Annotated in this window: 15 protein-coding genes and 3 tRNA genes; 5 read left to right on the top strand and 13 right to left on the bottom strand. The window is 75.0% G+C overall.

What is annotated here, in order from left to right; all coding sequences use genetic code 11:
* Positions 1-9: 9 nt before the first annotated feature.
* Together H9657_RS08285 and H9657_RS08280 are read right to left on the bottom strand one after the other, a co-directional pair.
* Positions 10-1,287 (bottom strand): MFS transporter, encoded by a 1,278-nt coding sequence (locus H9657_RS08285; protein ID WP_191782278.1) that lies wholly within the window; start codon positions 1,285-1,287, stop codon positions 10-12.
* Positions 1,284-2,708, bottom strand: coding sequence for an MFS transporter (locus H9657_RS08280; protein ID WP_191782275.1), 1,425 nt, complete (start codon positions 2,706-2,708; stop codon positions 1,284-1,286). The genes H9657_RS08285 and H9657_RS08280 overlap by 4 nt, the downstream gene beginning before the upstream one ends.
* 170 nt (positions 2,709-2,878) lie before the next feature.
* Here H9657_RS08280 and H9657_RS08275 point away from each other — a divergent pair, with 170 nt between their 5' ends.
* Positions 2,879-3,946, top strand: a complete 1,068-nt coding sequence (locus tag H9657_RS08275) for a LacI family DNA-binding transcriptional regulator (protein WP_191782612.1) — start codon at positions 2,879-2,881, stop codon at positions 3,944-3,946.
* A 22-nt stretch (positions 3,947-3,968) separates the two neighbouring features.
* Here H9657_RS08275 and H9657_RS08270 read toward each other — a convergent pair whose 3' ends face one another.
* From H9657_RS08270 to H9657_RS08250, 5 genes are all read right to left on the bottom strand, one after another.
* Positions 3,969-4,403, bottom strand: coding sequence for a MaoC family dehydratase (locus H9657_RS08270; RefSeq protein ID WP_191782272.1), 435 nt, complete (start codon positions 4,401-4,403; stop codon positions 3,969-3,971).
* The gene (locus H9657_RS08265) at positions 4,400-4,852 is read right to left on the bottom strand and encodes a MaoC family dehydratase N-terminal domain-containing protein (RefSeq protein ID WP_191782270.1); all 453 of its coding nucleotides are present in this window, start codon (positions 4,850-4,852) and stop codon (positions 4,400-4,402) included. Before H9657_RS08265 ends, H9657_RS08270 begins: the two co-directional genes overlap by 4 nt.
* 30 nt (positions 4,853-4,882) lie before the next feature.
* Positions 4,883-5,053 (bottom strand): 50S ribosomal protein L33, encoded by a 171-nt coding sequence (gene rpmG / locus H9657_RS08260; RefSeq protein ID WP_191782268.1) that lies wholly within the window; start codon positions 5,051-5,053, stop codon positions 4,883-4,885.
* Positions 5,054-5,147: 94 nt separating this feature from the next.
* Positions 5,148-5,224 (bottom strand) — tRNA-Met (locus H9657_RS08255).
* A gap of 58 nt (positions 5,225-5,282) precedes the next feature.
* A tRNA-Thr gene (locus tag H9657_RS08250) sits at positions 5,283-5,355 on the bottom strand.
* A 160-nt stretch (positions 5,356-5,515) separates the two neighbouring features.
* Between H9657_RS08250 and H9657_RS08245 the strand changes: the two genes are divergently transcribed.
* Positions 5,516-5,941, top strand: a complete 426-nt coding sequence (locus H9657_RS08245; protein WP_191782266.1) for a hypothetical protein — start codon at positions 5,516-5,518, stop codon at positions 5,939-5,941.
* A gap of 71 nt (positions 5,942-6,012) precedes the next feature.
* Here the strand turns inward: H9657_RS08245 and H9657_RS08240 are convergent.
* A tRNA-Tyr gene (locus H9657_RS08240) sits at positions 6,013-6,094 on the bottom strand.
* A gap of 239 nt (positions 6,095-6,333) precedes the next feature.
* On the opposite strand from H9657_RS08240, the gene H9657_RS08235 reads away from it, so the two are divergent.
* Both H9657_RS08235 and H9657_RS08230 read left to right on the top strand, forming a co-directional pair.
* Positions 6,334-6,831: a YajQ family cyclic di-GMP-binding protein gene (locus tag H9657_RS08235; protein ID WP_191782264.1), complete on the top strand. Its 498-nt coding sequence runs from the start codon at positions 6,334-6,336 to the stop codon at positions 6,829-6,831.
* A 79-nt stretch (positions 6,832-6,910) separates the two neighbouring features.
* Complete coding sequence (locus H9657_RS08230; RefSeq protein ID WP_191782261.1) at positions 6,911-7,942, top strand: endonuclease/exonuclease/phosphatase family protein; 1,032 nt, start codon at positions 6,911-6,913, stop codon at positions 7,940-7,942.
* 9 nt (positions 7,943-7,951) lie between these two features.
* Here H9657_RS08230 and htpX read toward each other — a convergent pair whose 3' ends face one another.
* Together htpX and H9657_RS08220 are read right to left on the bottom strand one after the other, a co-directional pair.
* A complete protein-coding gene (gene htpX / locus H9657_RS08225) occupies positions 7,952-8,821 on the bottom strand; it encodes a zinc metalloprotease HtpX (RefSeq protein WP_191782259.1) in 870 nt (289 codons plus the stop codon).
* A gap of 156 nt (positions 8,822-8,977) precedes the next feature.
* Positions 8,978-10,363, bottom strand: a complete 1,386-nt coding sequence (locus H9657_RS08220; RefSeq protein ID WP_191782256.1) for an FAD-dependent oxidoreductase — start codon at positions 10,361-10,363, stop codon at positions 8,978-8,980.
* 211 nt (positions 10,364-10,574) lie between these two features.
* Between H9657_RS08220 and rarD the strand changes: the two genes are divergently transcribed.
* On the top strand, positions 10,575-11,489 hold the full coding sequence (gene rarD / locus H9657_RS08215) for an EamA family transporter RarD (RefSeq protein ID WP_191782254.1): 915 nt from the start codon (positions 10,575-10,577) through the stop codon (positions 11,487-11,489).
* A gap of 18 nt (positions 11,490-11,507) precedes the next feature.
* Here rarD and H9657_RS08210 read toward each other — a convergent pair whose 3' ends face one another.
* The 3 genes from H9657_RS08210 to H9657_RS08200 form a co-directional block, all read right to left on the bottom strand.
* Positions 11,508-13,139, bottom strand: a complete 1,632-nt coding sequence (locus H9657_RS08210) for an RDD family protein (protein WP_191782252.1) — start codon at positions 13,137-13,139, stop codon at positions 11,508-11,510.
* Positions 13,140-13,209: 70 nt separating this feature from the next.
* Positions 13,210-13,977, bottom strand: coding sequence for a PP2C family protein-serine/threonine phosphatase (locus tag H9657_RS08205; protein WP_191782250.1), 768 nt, complete (start codon positions 13,975-13,977; stop codon positions 13,210-13,212).
* Positions 13,978-13,990: 13 nt separating this feature from the next.
* Positions 13,991-14,998 (bottom strand): polyprenyl synthetase family protein, encoded by a 1,008-nt coding sequence (locus tag H9657_RS08200; RefSeq protein ID WP_191782247.1) that lies wholly within the window; start codon positions 14,996-14,998, stop codon positions 13,991-13,993.
* Between the last annotated feature and the right edge of the window lie 55 nt (positions 14,999-15,053).

Raw genomic sequence — 15,053 nt, 5'->3', positions numbered from 1 at the left:
GCCTCCAGGCTAGACCGCGGGCCGCGCGACACGGTCCGCGGGGGCCGTCGCCACCGCGGCGCCCGCGGCCGGCCGGGCCGCACCGGTCACCAGCAGGCCGAGCACCACGGGCGCGAGGATGGCGAGCAGCGCGTGCCGGTAGCCGACGTGCTCCGCGAGCAGGCCGAGCAGCGGGGGGCCTGCCAGGAACGCCGCGTAGCCGACGGTCGAGACGACCGCGACGCGCGGCGCGGCGCGCTGCGGGTCGTCGGCGGCCGCGCTCATGCCCACGGGGAAGCCGAGCGCGGCGCCCGCGCCCCACGCGGCGACGCCGACGAGCGCGAGCCAGAGCTGGTCCGCGAGCCCGAAGACCAGCAGCCCGGCACCGGCCAGGCCGACGCACAGCCGCAGCACCGCGACACGGCCGTAGCGGTCGAGCAGCACGGTGCCGAACATCCGCATCGCCGTCATCGCCGTGACGAACAGCCCGAAGGCCACGGCCCCGGTCGCGTGCGCGGTGCCGAAGCCGTCGACGACCGCGAGGCTCACCCAGTCGTTCGCGGCGCCCTCGGTGAGCGCGGCGGCCAGGACCACGAGACCGATGAGCAGGGTCCGCGGCTCGAGCCACGCACCGAGCGCGCCGCGCGCCCCGCCGGCGGCGCGCGTCCCGCCCGGAACGTCCCCGTCCGCACCGGTGTCGCGCGGTGTCGGCCCGGCGAGGAACGCGCGCACGGCCACCGCGACGGCGGTCGTCGACAGCACGAGGACGACGGGCAGGTGCACCTGCACGGGCACGTGCAGCGCCGCCGCGCCCGCGGCGAGGGCGGCGGCGCCCATCGTGCCGAGCGAGAAGCCCGCGTGGTAGCGGGGCATGACGGTCCGGCCCAGGCGCTGCTCGACGAGCGCGCCCTCGATGTTCATCGCCGCGTCCCAGACGCCGGCACCGGTCCCCGCCAGCACGAGCCCGACGCCCACGAGGACGACCTGGCCCGTCGTGACGCCGAGGGCCGCCAGCGCGAACCCCGACGCGTTGACGAGCGCGAACCCGAGCACGGTGCGACGCGCACCCCAGCGCTCGACCACGAGTCCGGACAGGGGCAGCGAGACGAGCGAGCCGGCGGCGCCGATGAGCAGCAGGACGCCCATCCTCTCGGGCGTCAGGCTCAGCGCGTCGCGCACGGCCGGGAGCCGGGCGGCCCAGGAGGCGAAGTTCACGCCCGAGAGCAGGAAGACGGCGAACACCGCGGCCGACGCGAGCCGGACCTCGCGGGGCGCGGTTGCGGGTCGGACGTCGGCCACGCCGCTCATCGTGCACCTCCGCGTGCGCCGGGTCGACCGGCCCGGGGCCGCCGGCGCGGCCGTACCGCGCGGACGGACGGGAGGTGGCGGCGGGCCCGGACGAGGCGGTCGAGGTCGGTGGACGCGGCCGTGGCCGTGCCGAGGGCGGGCGTTCCGCCGGCGGACGTCGCGGGGGCCGCGCCCGCGGGCGCGGGGACCTCGAACCGCTCGGGGGCGACGGCCGGGGCCACCACGACGCTCGCGACCATGGCGGCGACGATGAGCACGAGCGCGTGGCGCGCGCCGACTGACTGCGCGGCGATGCCCAGCACGGGCGGCGCGACGAGCGACGCGACCGACGCGAACGCCGAGACCACCGCGACACGGCCCGCGGCCCGCACGGGGTCGTCGGACGCGGCGGCGATGCCCACGGGCACCGCGAGGGCGGCACCGGCGCCCCACAGGACCACACCCGCGCACGCGAGCGCGAGGCTCGGTGCGAACCCGAAGAGCAGCAGGCCGACGACCGACGCACCACCCGACGCGCGCAGCACGGCCACCCGTCCGTACCGGTCGATGAGCCGGGTCCCCATCAGGCGCACGACGGTCATCGAGGCGACGAACAGGCCGAGCACCGCGCCGCCCACCGACTCCGAGCGCGCGAAGCCGTCGACGACCGCGAGCGACAGCCAGTTGTTGGCGGCGCCCTCGGAGAACGCGGCGGACAGCACGACGACACCGACGAGCAGCGTGCGCGGCTCGCGCCACGCGTCGAGCGCCGTCGCGAGACGTCGTGCGCCCTGCCGCGCGCGCGAGCCGGTGGGCGTGGCGGTCGGCGGGGCCGCCGTCCGCGCGGCCGCGGCCACGACGGGCGCCGGCAGCACCACGCCCCGCAGCGACGCCAGACGCCACACGACGACCACGACCGCGGTCAGCGGGAGCTGCACGCCCACGGGCACACCCGCCGCCGACGCGAGGGCGCCCGCGCCGGAGCCGACGACCGCGCCGATCGAGAAGGCGGCGTGGAACTGCGGGATGACGGTCCGGCCCAGGGCGCGCTCGATGCGGGCCGACTCGACGTTGATCGCGACGTTGCCGAGCGCGACGGCGACACCGTTGAGGAAGATGCCCGTGGCGAGCAGCGAGCGGGACCCGAGGGTCGGGCCGACGCCGAGCAGCACGAGCGCGGAGGCCAGCACGAGGGTCGAGACGAGCAGCACGCGGCGGCTGCCCAGGCGCTGCACCAGGACGCCCGCGGTGGTGACCGTCAGCAGGGACCCGATCGACCCGACGAGCAGCAGCAGCCCGAGGTCGGCCGTGCTGAGGTCCAGCAGGTCACGGACGGTGGGGATGCGGGCGAGCCAGCTCGCGAACGCGAGACCGGCGAGGGCGAAGAGGCCGACGAGCAGGAAGCGCGCGCGGGAGACGACGGACGGGGCATGCGGGGACACAGAGGGGCTCCGGGAGGGCGGGGGCCGGGGTGCGGACGCGGGGTCCGGGGGCGCGTCGTGGCGGCGCACCTCACCCTCGAATCGATTCGAGGGTTCCCCTCCATAGTGCGGGTACGCTGACCGCGACGTCAAACGTCCCCTGACTGCCTCGCCGGCCCCGGAGGTCCGCCCTGTCCGCGCAGCGCACCACCCTGGCCGACGTCGCCGCGAGCGCAGGGGTGTCGGTCTCGACCGCCTCGCTCGCGTTCTCCGGCTCGGGACCCATCGCGGACGCCACGCGCTCACGCGTCCTGGCGGCCGCCCGCTCGCTCGGGTACGCGGGCCCCAACCCCCTCGGCCGTCAGCTGCGTCGCGGACGCTCGGGGATCGTCGGCGTGATCATGGGTGACGTGCTGCGGCGCGCGTTCCGCGACCCCGTCGCCGTGCAGGTCCTCGACGGCCTGACCGGCACGCTGGGACCGCTCGGCCTCGGCGTGCTGCTGATCCCCGGACCGCAGGACCCGTCGCAGCCGGCGGTCGACCCGCTGCTGGAGTCCGCGGCCATGGACGTCGCCGTGCAGATGTGGGGCGGCACGACCGACGACCCCGTCCTGGAGATGCTCCGCCGCCGCGGCACGCCGACCGTCCTGGTCGAGGGCACGCCGCAGCCCGACGTCGCAGCCGTGGGCATCGACGACCACGGCGGGATGATCGAGCTCACGCGCCACGTCCTCGCCCTCGGCCACACCCGCATCGCCACCGTGACCATGCCGTTCGACCGCGACCGCTCGGAGGGCGCCGCCGACCCCGTGCGCCTCGCCGCGATCTCCTGGGAGATCACGCGGCGCCGGCTCGCGGGCGTCACCGACGCGGGCGTGACGCCGACGGTCGTCTGGGAGACGCCCGCGTCGCTCGTCGAGCACGGTGCGACCGCCGGGCGGGCGCTGCTCTCGCAGCCCGACCGCCCCACCGCGATCGTGTGCCAGTCCGACCTGCTCGCGTCGGGCGTCGTCCTGGCGGCGCGCGAGCTCGGGCTGCGGGTGCCCCAGGACGTGTCCGTCGCCGGGTTCGACGGCCTCGACCTGCCCTGGCTCGCGCCCGACGTGCTGACGAGCGTCGCCCAGCCGCTCGCCGAGAAGGGCGTGGCCATCGGCGAGACCGTCGCGGAGCTGCTCGCGGGCCGCACGCCCGAGCCCCGCGTGCTGCCGGTGCAGCTGCGCGTCGGGACGACGACGGGACCGGTGCCGCCCGGCTCGTGACGCCGAGCCCGCGCGGCCGCGCTCAGACGAGCCGGACGACCGCCTGGGCCTTGCCGAGGACGCGCACGCCCTCGACGCTCACCGTGAGGTCGATCCGCACCGTGCCCGCCTCGACGTCCAGCGCCCCGACCGTGGCGACGACCTCGACGGCCGCCTCACCGGGGTCCGGGACGGGCACGGGCCGCGTGAAGCGCGTCCGGTAGTCGACGACGGCACCGGGGTCCCCCGCCCAGTCCTCGACCACGGCGGCGGCTGCGCCCATGGTCCACATGCCGTGCGCGATCACGCCGGGCAGGCCGACGGACGTGGCCACGCGCTCGTTCCAGTGGATGGGGTTGAAGTCCCCCGAGGCGCCCGCGTAGCGCACGAGGCGCGCGCGGTCGACGGTGACCGTGCGCCGGGCGACCTCCTGGCCGACCGCGAGGTCGGCGGACGCGGGTCGGGTGCCGGCGGTCATGCGTCGTCCTCGGGTCGCACGGCGAGGGTCGAGACGACGGTCGCGACGGGCTCGCCGGCCGCGTCGGCGATCTCGCACCGTGTGGTGATCATCGACAGCCCCGCGCGCTGCGTGACGGCGTCGACGTGCAGCGTGGTCCGCAGGTGGTCCCCGGCGCGGATGGGCCGGTGGTGCGTGAACCGCTCGTCGGCGTGCACGACGCGGCTGAAGTCGATGCCCGCGGCGGGGTCGTCGACGTACTGCGCCTCGGCGCGCTGCGCGACCACCACGGCGAACGTGGGCGGCGCGACGACGTCGGGGTACCCGAGGGCACGGGCCGCGTCCACGTCCGTGTGGGCGGGGTGCGTGGCACCCGTCGCCTCGGCGAACTCGCGGAGCTTCTCACGGGAGACCACATACGTGTCGCCGGGCGGGTAGACCCGCCCGGCGAACGTGGTGTCGACCGGCATCTCGGCTGATCGGTCGGCTGCGCGACCGCGTCAGCGGGTCTCGCGGTGCACCGTGTGCTTGTTGTCCCGCGGGCAGTACTTCTTCATCTCGAGCCGGTCGGGGTTGTTCCGACGGTTCTTCTTGGTGATGTAGTTCCGCTCCTTGCACTCCGTGCAGGCGAGAGTGATCTTGGGGCGGACGTCCGCGCTCTTGCTGGCCATGTTCGTGTCACCTCTCGCGCCCCGCGGGGGCTGCGTTTCTTCTCCTGGCGCGCGCCGGCCGACGCGCGCTGCTGCGACGGATGTTCGCCGGACGTGGTAGCGGGAGCGGGATTCGAACCCGCGACACCACGATTATGAGCCGTGTGCTCTAACCACCTGAGCTATCCCGCCACAGCGGTCATGTCACGGGCCGACCGTCCGAGGACGAACGGCCCGTGACACACCACAGAGCCCCGAAAGGGAATCGAACCCTTGACCTTCTCCTTACCATGGAGACGCTCTGCCGACTGAGCTATCGGGGCAGCGCGGACCAGAGTACACGCGCAGCGGGGTGCCCGTGAAATCGTCTCCCCGGAGCCCTCCCACGACCGCCCCACGGCCTGCCGCGACGGCTCCGGCAGCACCCCACCGAAGCGTTTCAGTTCGTCGCGGGCCGTCCTCCCCCGTGCCACGATCCGGCGCATGCGCACCCCCCGTCACCGTCGCGTCCGCGCGGCCGCCACCGTCCTGTCCGTCGCCGCCCTGCTCACCGTCGCCGCCTGCAGCGGCGACGACGGCGTCGACCCCTCCACCGCCGACTGGCCCGAGGCCATCGCGCCCGCGGACGCCGAGGGCGAGTTCTTCGTCGTGTGGACCGCCATCGCGGAGAACGGCGACGACCCCGCGCTCGCCACCGAGGTCGACCGCCTCGCCGAGGAGGGCTACGAGGTCGAGCCGTGGTCGCCCGGCTGCCAGTCCGGCGCCCAGGACAAGCTCTCGACCCTCACGGGCTTCACGGAGCCGGTCGGCGTCGGCGTGTCCTTCGCGTCCGAGGAGGACGCCGGGATCTTCGACACGCGCGACGAGGGCACCACGGTGTCGCTCACCCAGGGCACCTGGACCTGCTGACGCACGAGCACCGCGACCCCGCGCCCGGGGACGACGAAGGGGACGTCCTCGCGGACGTCCCCTTCGGTGCGTGGCGGGTGAGGGATTCGAACCCCCGTAGGCGTTGCCAGCTGATTTACAGTCAGCCCCCTTTGGCCACTCGGGTAACCCGCCAAGGGGCGCGCGGCCGCGTCGTCGGCGTCGTCCCCTGCGTACGAGAGCTCGTACGACGGGGCCGGCGCGTCCGCGCGAACGGCGTGCGGATGGAAGGATAGCAACTCCGAGAGGGGGCTCGTGCACATCGCCACGTCGCGGCCCGTGGACCACGGCCCGCGCCACGCGCGTCACGCGTCCCGCACGACCCCCTCCGCCGGACCGCAGACGCACCCGCACGGGTGCAGGGAGGGAGCAGCATGGCGAGCGAGTCGTCGTTCGACGTCGTCAGCAAGGTCGACCGCCAGGAGGTCGACAATGCGCTGAACCAGGCCGCGAAGGAGATCACGCAGCGCTACGACTTCAAGGGGGTCGGCGCGTCCATCTCGTGGAGCGGCGACAGCGTCCTGATGGTCGCGAACTCCCCCGAGCGGGTGCTCGCGGTGCTCGACGTCTTCCAGACCAAGCTCATCAAGCGCGGCATCTCACTCAAGGCGCTCGACACCGGCGAGAACGAGCCGCAGCCCTCGGGCAAGGAGTACCGGCTCTCCGGGGCCATCAAGGAGGGCCTGAGCAGCGAGATCGCCAAGAAGCTCGCGAAGATCGTCCGCGACGAGGGCCCCAAGGGCGTCAAGACGCAGATCCAGGGCGACGAGCTGCGGGTGACCGCGAAGAGCCGGGACGACCTGCAGACGGTCATCGCGCTGCTCAAGGGCGCGGACGTCGACGCCGCCCTGCAGTTCGTCAACTACCGGTAGACGTATCCGCGAGGACGCCCTCGCGCTCCTCGATGGTGCCGGCCCCGACCGCCGCGGGCCGGCACCCGGGGAGGGCGTCATGCCGCTGGACCGCTTCACCGTCGCCACCGTCAACCTGTTCAACCTGCAGCTGCCGGGCCGGCCCATGAACCCCGGCCAGGCGCCGTGGACCGAGCGCGAGTACGCCCGCAAGACCGCGTGGCTCGCCGACCGGCTGCGCGACCTGCGGGCCGACGTGGTCGGCCTGCAGGAGCTGTGGCACCGCGACGCGCTCGTCGCGGCCCTGGAGCGCGCCGACCTCGACGACGACTACGACGTCGTCGCGGACACGGCCACGGGCGGACGCATCACGTGCGCCGCGCTCGTGCGGCGCGGGCTGCTGCACGGCACACCGCAGTGGGTCGCGGACTTCCCGTCCGCCGTCCGGCTGCACGCCTCGGACACCCACGACCCGCAGGCACCCGAGATCGACGTACGCGTCCGGCGGTTCTCACGCCCCGTGCTGCGGTTCGCGGTGGCCCCGCGCGCGGACCGTCCGCCCGTGGAGGTCGCGGTCGTGCACCTCAAGTCCAAGGTCCCGACGCGCGTCGACCGCGAGGCCTGGTACCGCGAGGACCCGGACACGTTCCGCCCGCACGTCGAGGCGCTCGGCGCCGCGATCTCGACGATCCGCCGGACCGCGGAGGCGGCGGCGCTGCGGGTGATCCTCACCGGCGTCATGAAGGGCACCGACACGCCCGTGGTCGTCCTCGGCGACGTCAACGACGGCCAGCACAGCAACACGGTCAACATCCTCACGGGCCAGCCGCGCTACCTCGTCGGGGACGCCCGCGGCGGCACCGACGCGGGGCTCTACACCGCCCAGACGCTCCAGGAGTACCGCGACACCCGCGACGTGTACTACACCCACGTGCACGAGGACCTGCGCGAGTCGCTCGACCACGTCCTGGTCAGCGAGCAGCTCTACGACAACAGCCGGCGCCGGGTGTGGCTGTTCGACGGCCTCACGATCGTCAACGACCACCTGAGCGCGCCCGACCACCGCGCGGACGGCTCCGGCGACCACGGCCTGGTGCGCGTGGCGTTCCGGTGGGCGCCGGCCGCCGCGTGAGGGCGCGGCTCAGTACCGCGTGATGCCGCCGCCCGCCATCGCCTCGAGCCGCGCGATGCGCTCGGGCATCGGCGGGTGGGTCGCGAAGATCCGCGCCAGCCCGGCGCCGCGGAACGGGTTGGCGATCATGAGGTGCGACACGTCGACGAGCTCACGGTCCTGCGGCAGGGGGCGCGCGTTCGTGCCCGCCTCGAGCTTGCGCAGCGCCGACGCGAGCGCGAGCGGGTCCCCGGTGAGCCGCGCGCCGTCCTCGTCCGCGTCGAACTCCCGCGTGCGCGAGATCGCCAGCTGGACCGTCGTGGCCGCGAGGGGCGCCAGGAAGACCATCAGCAGCGCCGCGAGCGGGTTGCCGCCGTCGCGGCGGTCCCCGCCGCCGAGGTACAGCGCCAGGTGCGCGAGCGAGGTGATGATGCCGGCGACCGCGGCGGCGACCGACGACGTGAGGATGTCCCGGTTGTAGACGTGCATGAGCTCGTGACCCAGGACGCCGCGCAGCTCGCGCTCGTCGAGGATCGCCAGGATGCCCTCGGTGCAGCAGACCGCGGCGTGCTGCGGGTTGCGGCCCGTGGCGAACGCGTTCGGCGCCATCGTCGGCGACACGTACAGCCGCGGCATGGGCTGGCGGGCCGCCGTCGAGAGCTCGCGCACGATCCGGTACATCGCCGGCTGCTCGAGCTCGCTGACGGGACGCGCGCGCATCGCGCGGATCGCGATCTTGTCGGAGTTCCAGTAGCTGTACGCCGTCATCACGACGCCCAGCAGGGCGAAGAGCCACAGGTAGCGCGCGCCCCCGACGAGCCACCCGATCCCGAGCAGCACCACCCACAGGGCGCCGAACAGCGCCGCCGTCTTCAGGCCGTTGTAGTGCCGGTGCCCCATGTGCGTCCTCGTCCTCCCCCGCGTCCCACGTCGAGCGTGACATGCCTACCGGCAGAACGCCCGGTGCACCGCGGACGTTCCCGTGCGCGCCGGCCGCGGGCACAGCACGCAGGCCCCCGGACGGGGTCACCGTCCGGGGGCCTGCGTGCGACGAGCTCAGCCCTGCGGGACCTCGCGCCCCAGCGCGACCGCGACCATGTGCTCGCGCGGGACGACCTTGACGCGCTCGCGGCCCTGGGGCTCGCCCAGGGACCGCTCGTACGCGTCGAGCAGCTCCCAGCCGGACCACTCGATGGTGTCGGCGCCCCGCTGCGCGAGGAAGTCGAGCACGGCCTGCGGCTCGCGCTCGGTCGCCGTGTAGAAGGCCTCCCCCGCGGCGGCGACGTCCTCGCCGAGATGACGGATCGTCTCGGACGCGTCCGACTTGGTGTGGCCGATGAGCCCGACGGGGCCACGCTTGATCCACCCGGTCGCGTACACGCCCGGCAGGTGGTCGCCGTCCACGTCGAGGACGCGGCCCTCGCGGTTGGGGATGACACCCGCGACGTCGTCGAACGGGATGTCGACGAGCGGCGAGCCGAAGTACCCCACCGCGCGGTAGACGGCCTGGACGGGCCAGTCGTGGAACTGGCCGGTGCCGGTGACGTTGCCGTCGCCGTTGAGCGCGGTGCGCTCGGTGCGCAGGCCGACGACGCGGCCGTCCTCACCGAGCACCTCGACCGGCTTGTGCAGGAAGTGCAGGTGGATGCGGCGCGATGCGGTGAGGTCCTCGGGCTCCTTGAGCGTCCAGTCCGTCAGCGTCTTGACGACCTGCTTGGTCTGGTTGCTCGAGTGGATCGCGGACATCGAGCCCTCGTCGAACTCGAAGTCCTCGGGGTAGACGATCGTGTCGACGTCCGGCACGTGACCGAGCTCGCGCAGCTCGAGCGGCGAGAACTTGGCCTGGGCGGGACCGCGGCGCGCGAAGACGTGCACGTCGGTGACCGGGCTGGCCTTGAGGATGTCGTAGACGTTCTGCGGGACCTCGGTCGGCAGCAGGTCGTCCGCGTGCTTGGCCAGGATGCGGGCCACGTCCAGCGCGACGTTGCCCGCGCCGAGCACCGCCACCTGCTGGGCCTCCAGGGGCCACGTGCGCGGCACGTCCGGGTGCCCGTCGTACCAGGAGACGAAGTCGGCGGCGCCGTAGGAGCCCTCGAGATCGATGCCCGGGATCGGCAGGTCGGCGTCGCGGATCGAGCCCGTCGAGAAGATGACCGCGTCGTAGAACGTGCGCAGGTCGTCGAGCTTGAGGTCGGTCCCGTAGTCGACGTTCGCGAGCAGGCGGATGTCGCCGCGCTCGAGCACCTTGTGCAGCGCGACGATGATCTGCTTGATCCGCGGGTGGTCGGGGGCCACGCCGTAGCGCACGAGGCCGAACGGCGCCGGGAGCCGCTCGAACAGGTCGATGCTGACGTCGAGGTCGGTCTTCGACAGGATGTCGGCCGCGTAGATGCCGGCCGGACCGGCGCCGACGATCGCGACGCGCAGGGTCGGGGTGCTCACGGGACCTGTTTGCCTTCCGCTGTGGGGAGCCCTCGCACGACGGGGCGTCCGGACGGAGGTGACGTCGCGCCTGGCGGCCGCGCCCCTGCCGTCGGTGCGAGAGCAGTGCCTGCCAAGTCTAGGACGCGGGCGCGCACCTGCTCGACGTCCACTCCACGATACGGACAGCCCACGATGTGGACACCCGGCGGGACGCGCCTAGAGTCGGCGGGTGGACGCACCCGCCCCCGCCCGCCGTGGCGGCCTCGCGGCCGGTGTCGCCGCCTACGCGCTGTGGGGCGCCCTGCCCCTGTACTTCCCGCTGCTGACCCCCTCCGACCCGGTCGAGATCATCGCCCACCGCGTCGTGTGGTCGCTCCTGTTCTGCCTGGTCCTGCTGCAGGTCACGGGCACCTGGCGCCCCTTCGTCACGATCATGCGGGACCGCGCGCTGCTCTGGCGGCTCACGCTCGCGGCCGTGCTCCTCGCGGTCAACTGGCTCGTCTTCGTGCACGGCGTGACCACCGGCCACGTGGTCGACGCGGCGCTGGGGTACTTCATCAACCCGCTCGTCACGATCGCGCTCGCCGTGGTCGTGCTCAAGGAGCGGCTGCGCACGGTCCAGTGGATCGCGGTCGGCTGCGGCGCCGCCGCGGTCGTCGTGCTGTCGGTCGGCTACGGGCGCCTGCCGTGGATCGCCCTGGTGCTGGCGGGCAGCTTCGGCACGTACGGGCTCATCAAGAGCCGCGTCGGGCCGCGCGTCACCGCGCTGCCGGGGCTGGCCGCCGAGACCACCGTCCTGGCGCCCGTCGCCGTGCTCTACCTCGTGTGGCTGCACGCGACGGGGGCCGGCACGTTCGCGCTCGACCTGCACGGCCTGGCGCTCGTGGGGACCGGGGTCCTCACCGCGGTCCCCCTGCTGCTGTTCAACTCGGCCGCGCGACGCCTGCCGCTGACGACCGTGGGCCTCCTGCAGTACCTGGCGCCGGTCCTGCAGCTCGCCATCGGCGTGCTCGTCGCGGGCGAGCAGATGCCCCCGGCCCGGTGGTGGGGGTTCGGGCTGGTGTGGCTCGCGCTCGTCGTCCTGACGGTGGACGGGCTGCGGCACTCGCGGCGTCCCACGCCCCGCGGCGCGACGGTCGCCTGACGACGTCGCGCGCGGCCGTCAGTCGGCCTCGACGCGCGCCTCACGGTCACCCAGGCGCACGGTCCAGCCGGCGCCGACCAGGGCACGGGTGTTGGCCGGGAGCACGCGGGCGGTACCCGCGGGGTCGATGACGACGGTGCCGTTGGTGGAGCCGCGGTCCGACACCCAGATGGCGGAGTCCTCGTCGGCCGTGGCCGCCTCGGGGCCGAACTCGGCGTGCACGCGCGACAGGGACCGCGCCGCGTCGCTCAGCACGACCACGTGGAGGATGTCCTGGCCGTCCTCCGCCCGTGGTCCGCGGCCCACGAGACCGCGCCCGACGACCCGCACACGCTCACCGGTGTCGAAGTGGAGCGCCAGGGTGCCCGTGCGGCGACGCAGCGACTCCGGGTCCCGCACGCGCGTGTGCTCGAGCTCCGCGAGGTCCTCGTCCAGGGCGTGCACCGTGGGCTGCTCGGGCTCCGGACGCTCCCCGCGCTCCCGCAGGACCGCGGCGGGCGGCGGGGGCAGCAGGTCGGCCGCGGGCCGCTCGGCAGCGGGCCGGCCGGCGGCGCCGACGGGTGCCGCGGGGACGAGGTCGGGCAGCGGTGGCGTCGCGGTCGTCGCCGACGGCTGCGGCAGCACGGGGGACGCCGGTGGCGCGGGCGCGAAGAGGAAGTCGTCCACGGAGGCGTCGCGCCCGGTGGCGGGCGCCGCGGGGGCGGCGGGACCCGGGGGCGGCGACGGCGTCCACGGCCGCGTGGCGTCCTGCCCGCCGCCGGCCGCGGCCGCGCGTGCCGGACGCGCCGACGACGCGGAGGCGTGCACCACGGTGGTGCCCGAGGCCTTGTCGTGCCACCCGCGACGGCGCGGACCGGAGTCCCACGCGGCCGACGCGGCGACGACCCAGTTGCCGACGAGGCACACCAGCGTCCCCAGGCCGACCACGAGCTGCCGGAGCAGCGCGCGCCACACGCCGGGAACGCCGCCCGTGCGCTCGTCGACCGTCCGCAGACCCAGCAGGCGCGCCCCGAGCGTGGCACCGCCGAGGCCCTCCGCGAGCACCTGGGCGACGGCCACCAGCAGGCCCAGCAGCGCCGGCAGCAGCGCCATCCCGCCGTCGGTGACGCGGACGACGAGCAGACCCACGCCGGCCGCGGCCGCCGCGGCGACGACGTCGATCGCGTAGGCCAGGACGCGCGTGCCGACGGGCGGCGGGACGTCGTTCGCCCGCGACGGTGCCGGACGCGTCGGCCGGGCCGAGGCCCGCACGTCGCGCGCGGCCGCGGCCGCGTCGAAGGCCGCGCTCGGGGCGTGCGCAGGCGGCGGTGCCGGGCTCGGGGTCGCGGCCGTGGGCGCGGCGGAGCCGGTGAGCGTTGCGGAGCCGGTCAGAGGTGCGGAGCCGGTCAGCGGTGTCGAGCCGGTCAGGGGTGCGGCCGCGCGGTGCGACGCGGGTGGGCGCAGACCGCTCGCGGCGTCCCCGGCGAGCGGTGCGGCGGCGGGTGCGGTGCCCTCGCGCGAGGCTGCGGCGGCCCGGCGCGCGCTGAGACCGCCCGCTCGGGGGGCGTCGTCGTCGCCGGGCGCGTCGTCGTCCTCCGTCGCGGGGCGCGCGATCAGCGGGACCCTGGCCCCGCAGACGGCGCAGGACTCGGCGTCGGGTGCGAGCGGCATGCCGCACGATGCGCAGCGCGGGGCCGAGGCACGGGTGCTCACGGGCGGTCCTCCGGGGTCGGGTGCGCGGTCATCGTGCCACGTCGGCGCCCGTGGCCGCGCCCGACTCCCGGGTGACGGTGAGCGCGTCCACCACCACGACGGTGACGTTGTCCTGCGCACCGGCCGCGAGGGCCTCGCGCACGAGGCGGTCGGCGGCCGCACGCGGGTGGGCCTCGGTGCGCAGCACCGCCTGCACGCGGGCGTCGGACAGCGCCTCGGTCAGCCCGTCGGAGCACACCACCATCCGGTCGCCGGGGCTGACGGGGAACATCCGCAGGTCGGGGTCCACGCGGGACGCGGCACCGCCCAGCACGCGCGTCACGACGTGCCGCCGCGGGTGGCGTGCGGCGTCCTCGACCGCGACGAGGCCCTGCTCGACGAGCTCGGCCACCTCGGAGTGGTCCCGCGTGAGCTGCTCGAGCATGCCGCCCGCCATGCGGTAGGTGCGCGAGTCGCCCACGTTGAGGACCAGCCAGCACGGCACGCCCGCGTGCTCGGTGACGACGACGCCCGTGAGCGTCGTCCCGGGGCGCCGCTCGCCCTCGACGGGCAGCGCCCGCACGGCACGGTGGGCGTCGCGGACGACGCGCGTGACGTCGTCCATGGTCGGGGTGGTCCCGGCGAGCTCGGCCACGACGTCCACGGCGACGCGTGAGGCGACCTCGCCGGCCTCGTGCCCGCCCATGCCGTCGGCGACGAGGAACAACCCGTCCGACGCCAGCGCCGTGTCCTCGTTGGTCTCGCGCGCCGCCTGGTCGGTGGCGACGCCGGACCGCAGCCGGACCCCCGCAACCATCGCCGCTACCGCGTCACGACGCGCGGTCGACGAGGGCGTCGGCGAACGCGACCAGGGCGTCCTTCACGGCCCCGGACGGCAGGGGCGCCAGCTCCGTGACGGCCTGGCGCGCCAGCTCGACGGCACGGTGGCGGGTGACCGCGACGACCTCGTGCTCGCGCAGCGCCGCGACGGCGACCGCCAGGTCGGCGTCGTCGCTCAGGTCGGAGTCGAGCAGCGCGACGACGTCCCGGTCGGCCGCGCCGTCGGGCGCCGCCGCGGCGCGCGAGCGCAGCAGGAGCGCCGGCATCGTCGGCACGCCCTCGCGCAGGTCGGTGCCCGGTGTCTTGCCGGTGACGGTGCCGTCGGAGGTGAGGTCGATGACGTCGTCCGCGAGCTGGAACGCCACGCCGATGGTCTCGCCGAACTGCGTGACCGTGCGCACCTCGTCCGGGCGGCAGCCCGCGAACATCGCGCCGAACCGCGCGGAGGTCGCGATGAGCGACGCGGTCTTGTCCGCGAGCACCTGCAGGTAGTGCTCGACGGGGTCCTCGTCGGGGCGCGGCCCGACGGTCTCGTGGAGCTGCCCGAGGCAGAGCCGCTCGAACGTCTGCGCCTGGATGCGCACGGCCTCCGGGCCGAGCCCCGAGACGATGGACGACGCGCGGGCGAACAGCAGGTCACCGGTGAGGATGGCCACCGAGTTGCCCCACACCTCGTGCGCGGACGGCGCCCCGCGGCGCAGCGGTGCGGAGTCCATGACGTCGTCGTGGTAGAGCGTCGCGAGGTGCGTGAGCTCGACGACCGCGGCGGCGTCGACGACCTCGCGCCGGTTGCCGTCACCGAGCTCCGCCGTCAGGAGCGTCAGCAGCGGGCGCAGCCGCTTGCCGCCGGCGTCGACGAGGTGCCGGGACGCGTCGTGCGCGATCGGGTCGGCGTACGAGACCGCGTCACGCAGCAGCTCCTCGACGAGCCGGAGGCGCCCCGTGAGGCGCTCGGCGAGCGCGGCGTCGTGCAGGGGAAGGGCGAGGGCGGTCGTCACAGCACGAACCTATCCGCACGACGGCCGCGGGAAGGAACCGAGCGGGCGTGATGTC

Source organism: Cellulomonas avistercoris, from assembly GCF_014836445.1.
Classification (GTDB): Bacteria; Actinomycetota; Actinomycetes; order Actinomycetales; family Cellulomonadaceae; genus Cellulomonas; species Cellulomonas avistercoris.
Note: the sequence above shows the minus strand (reverse complement) of the source record. Positions and strands in the feature narration are given on the sequence as shown.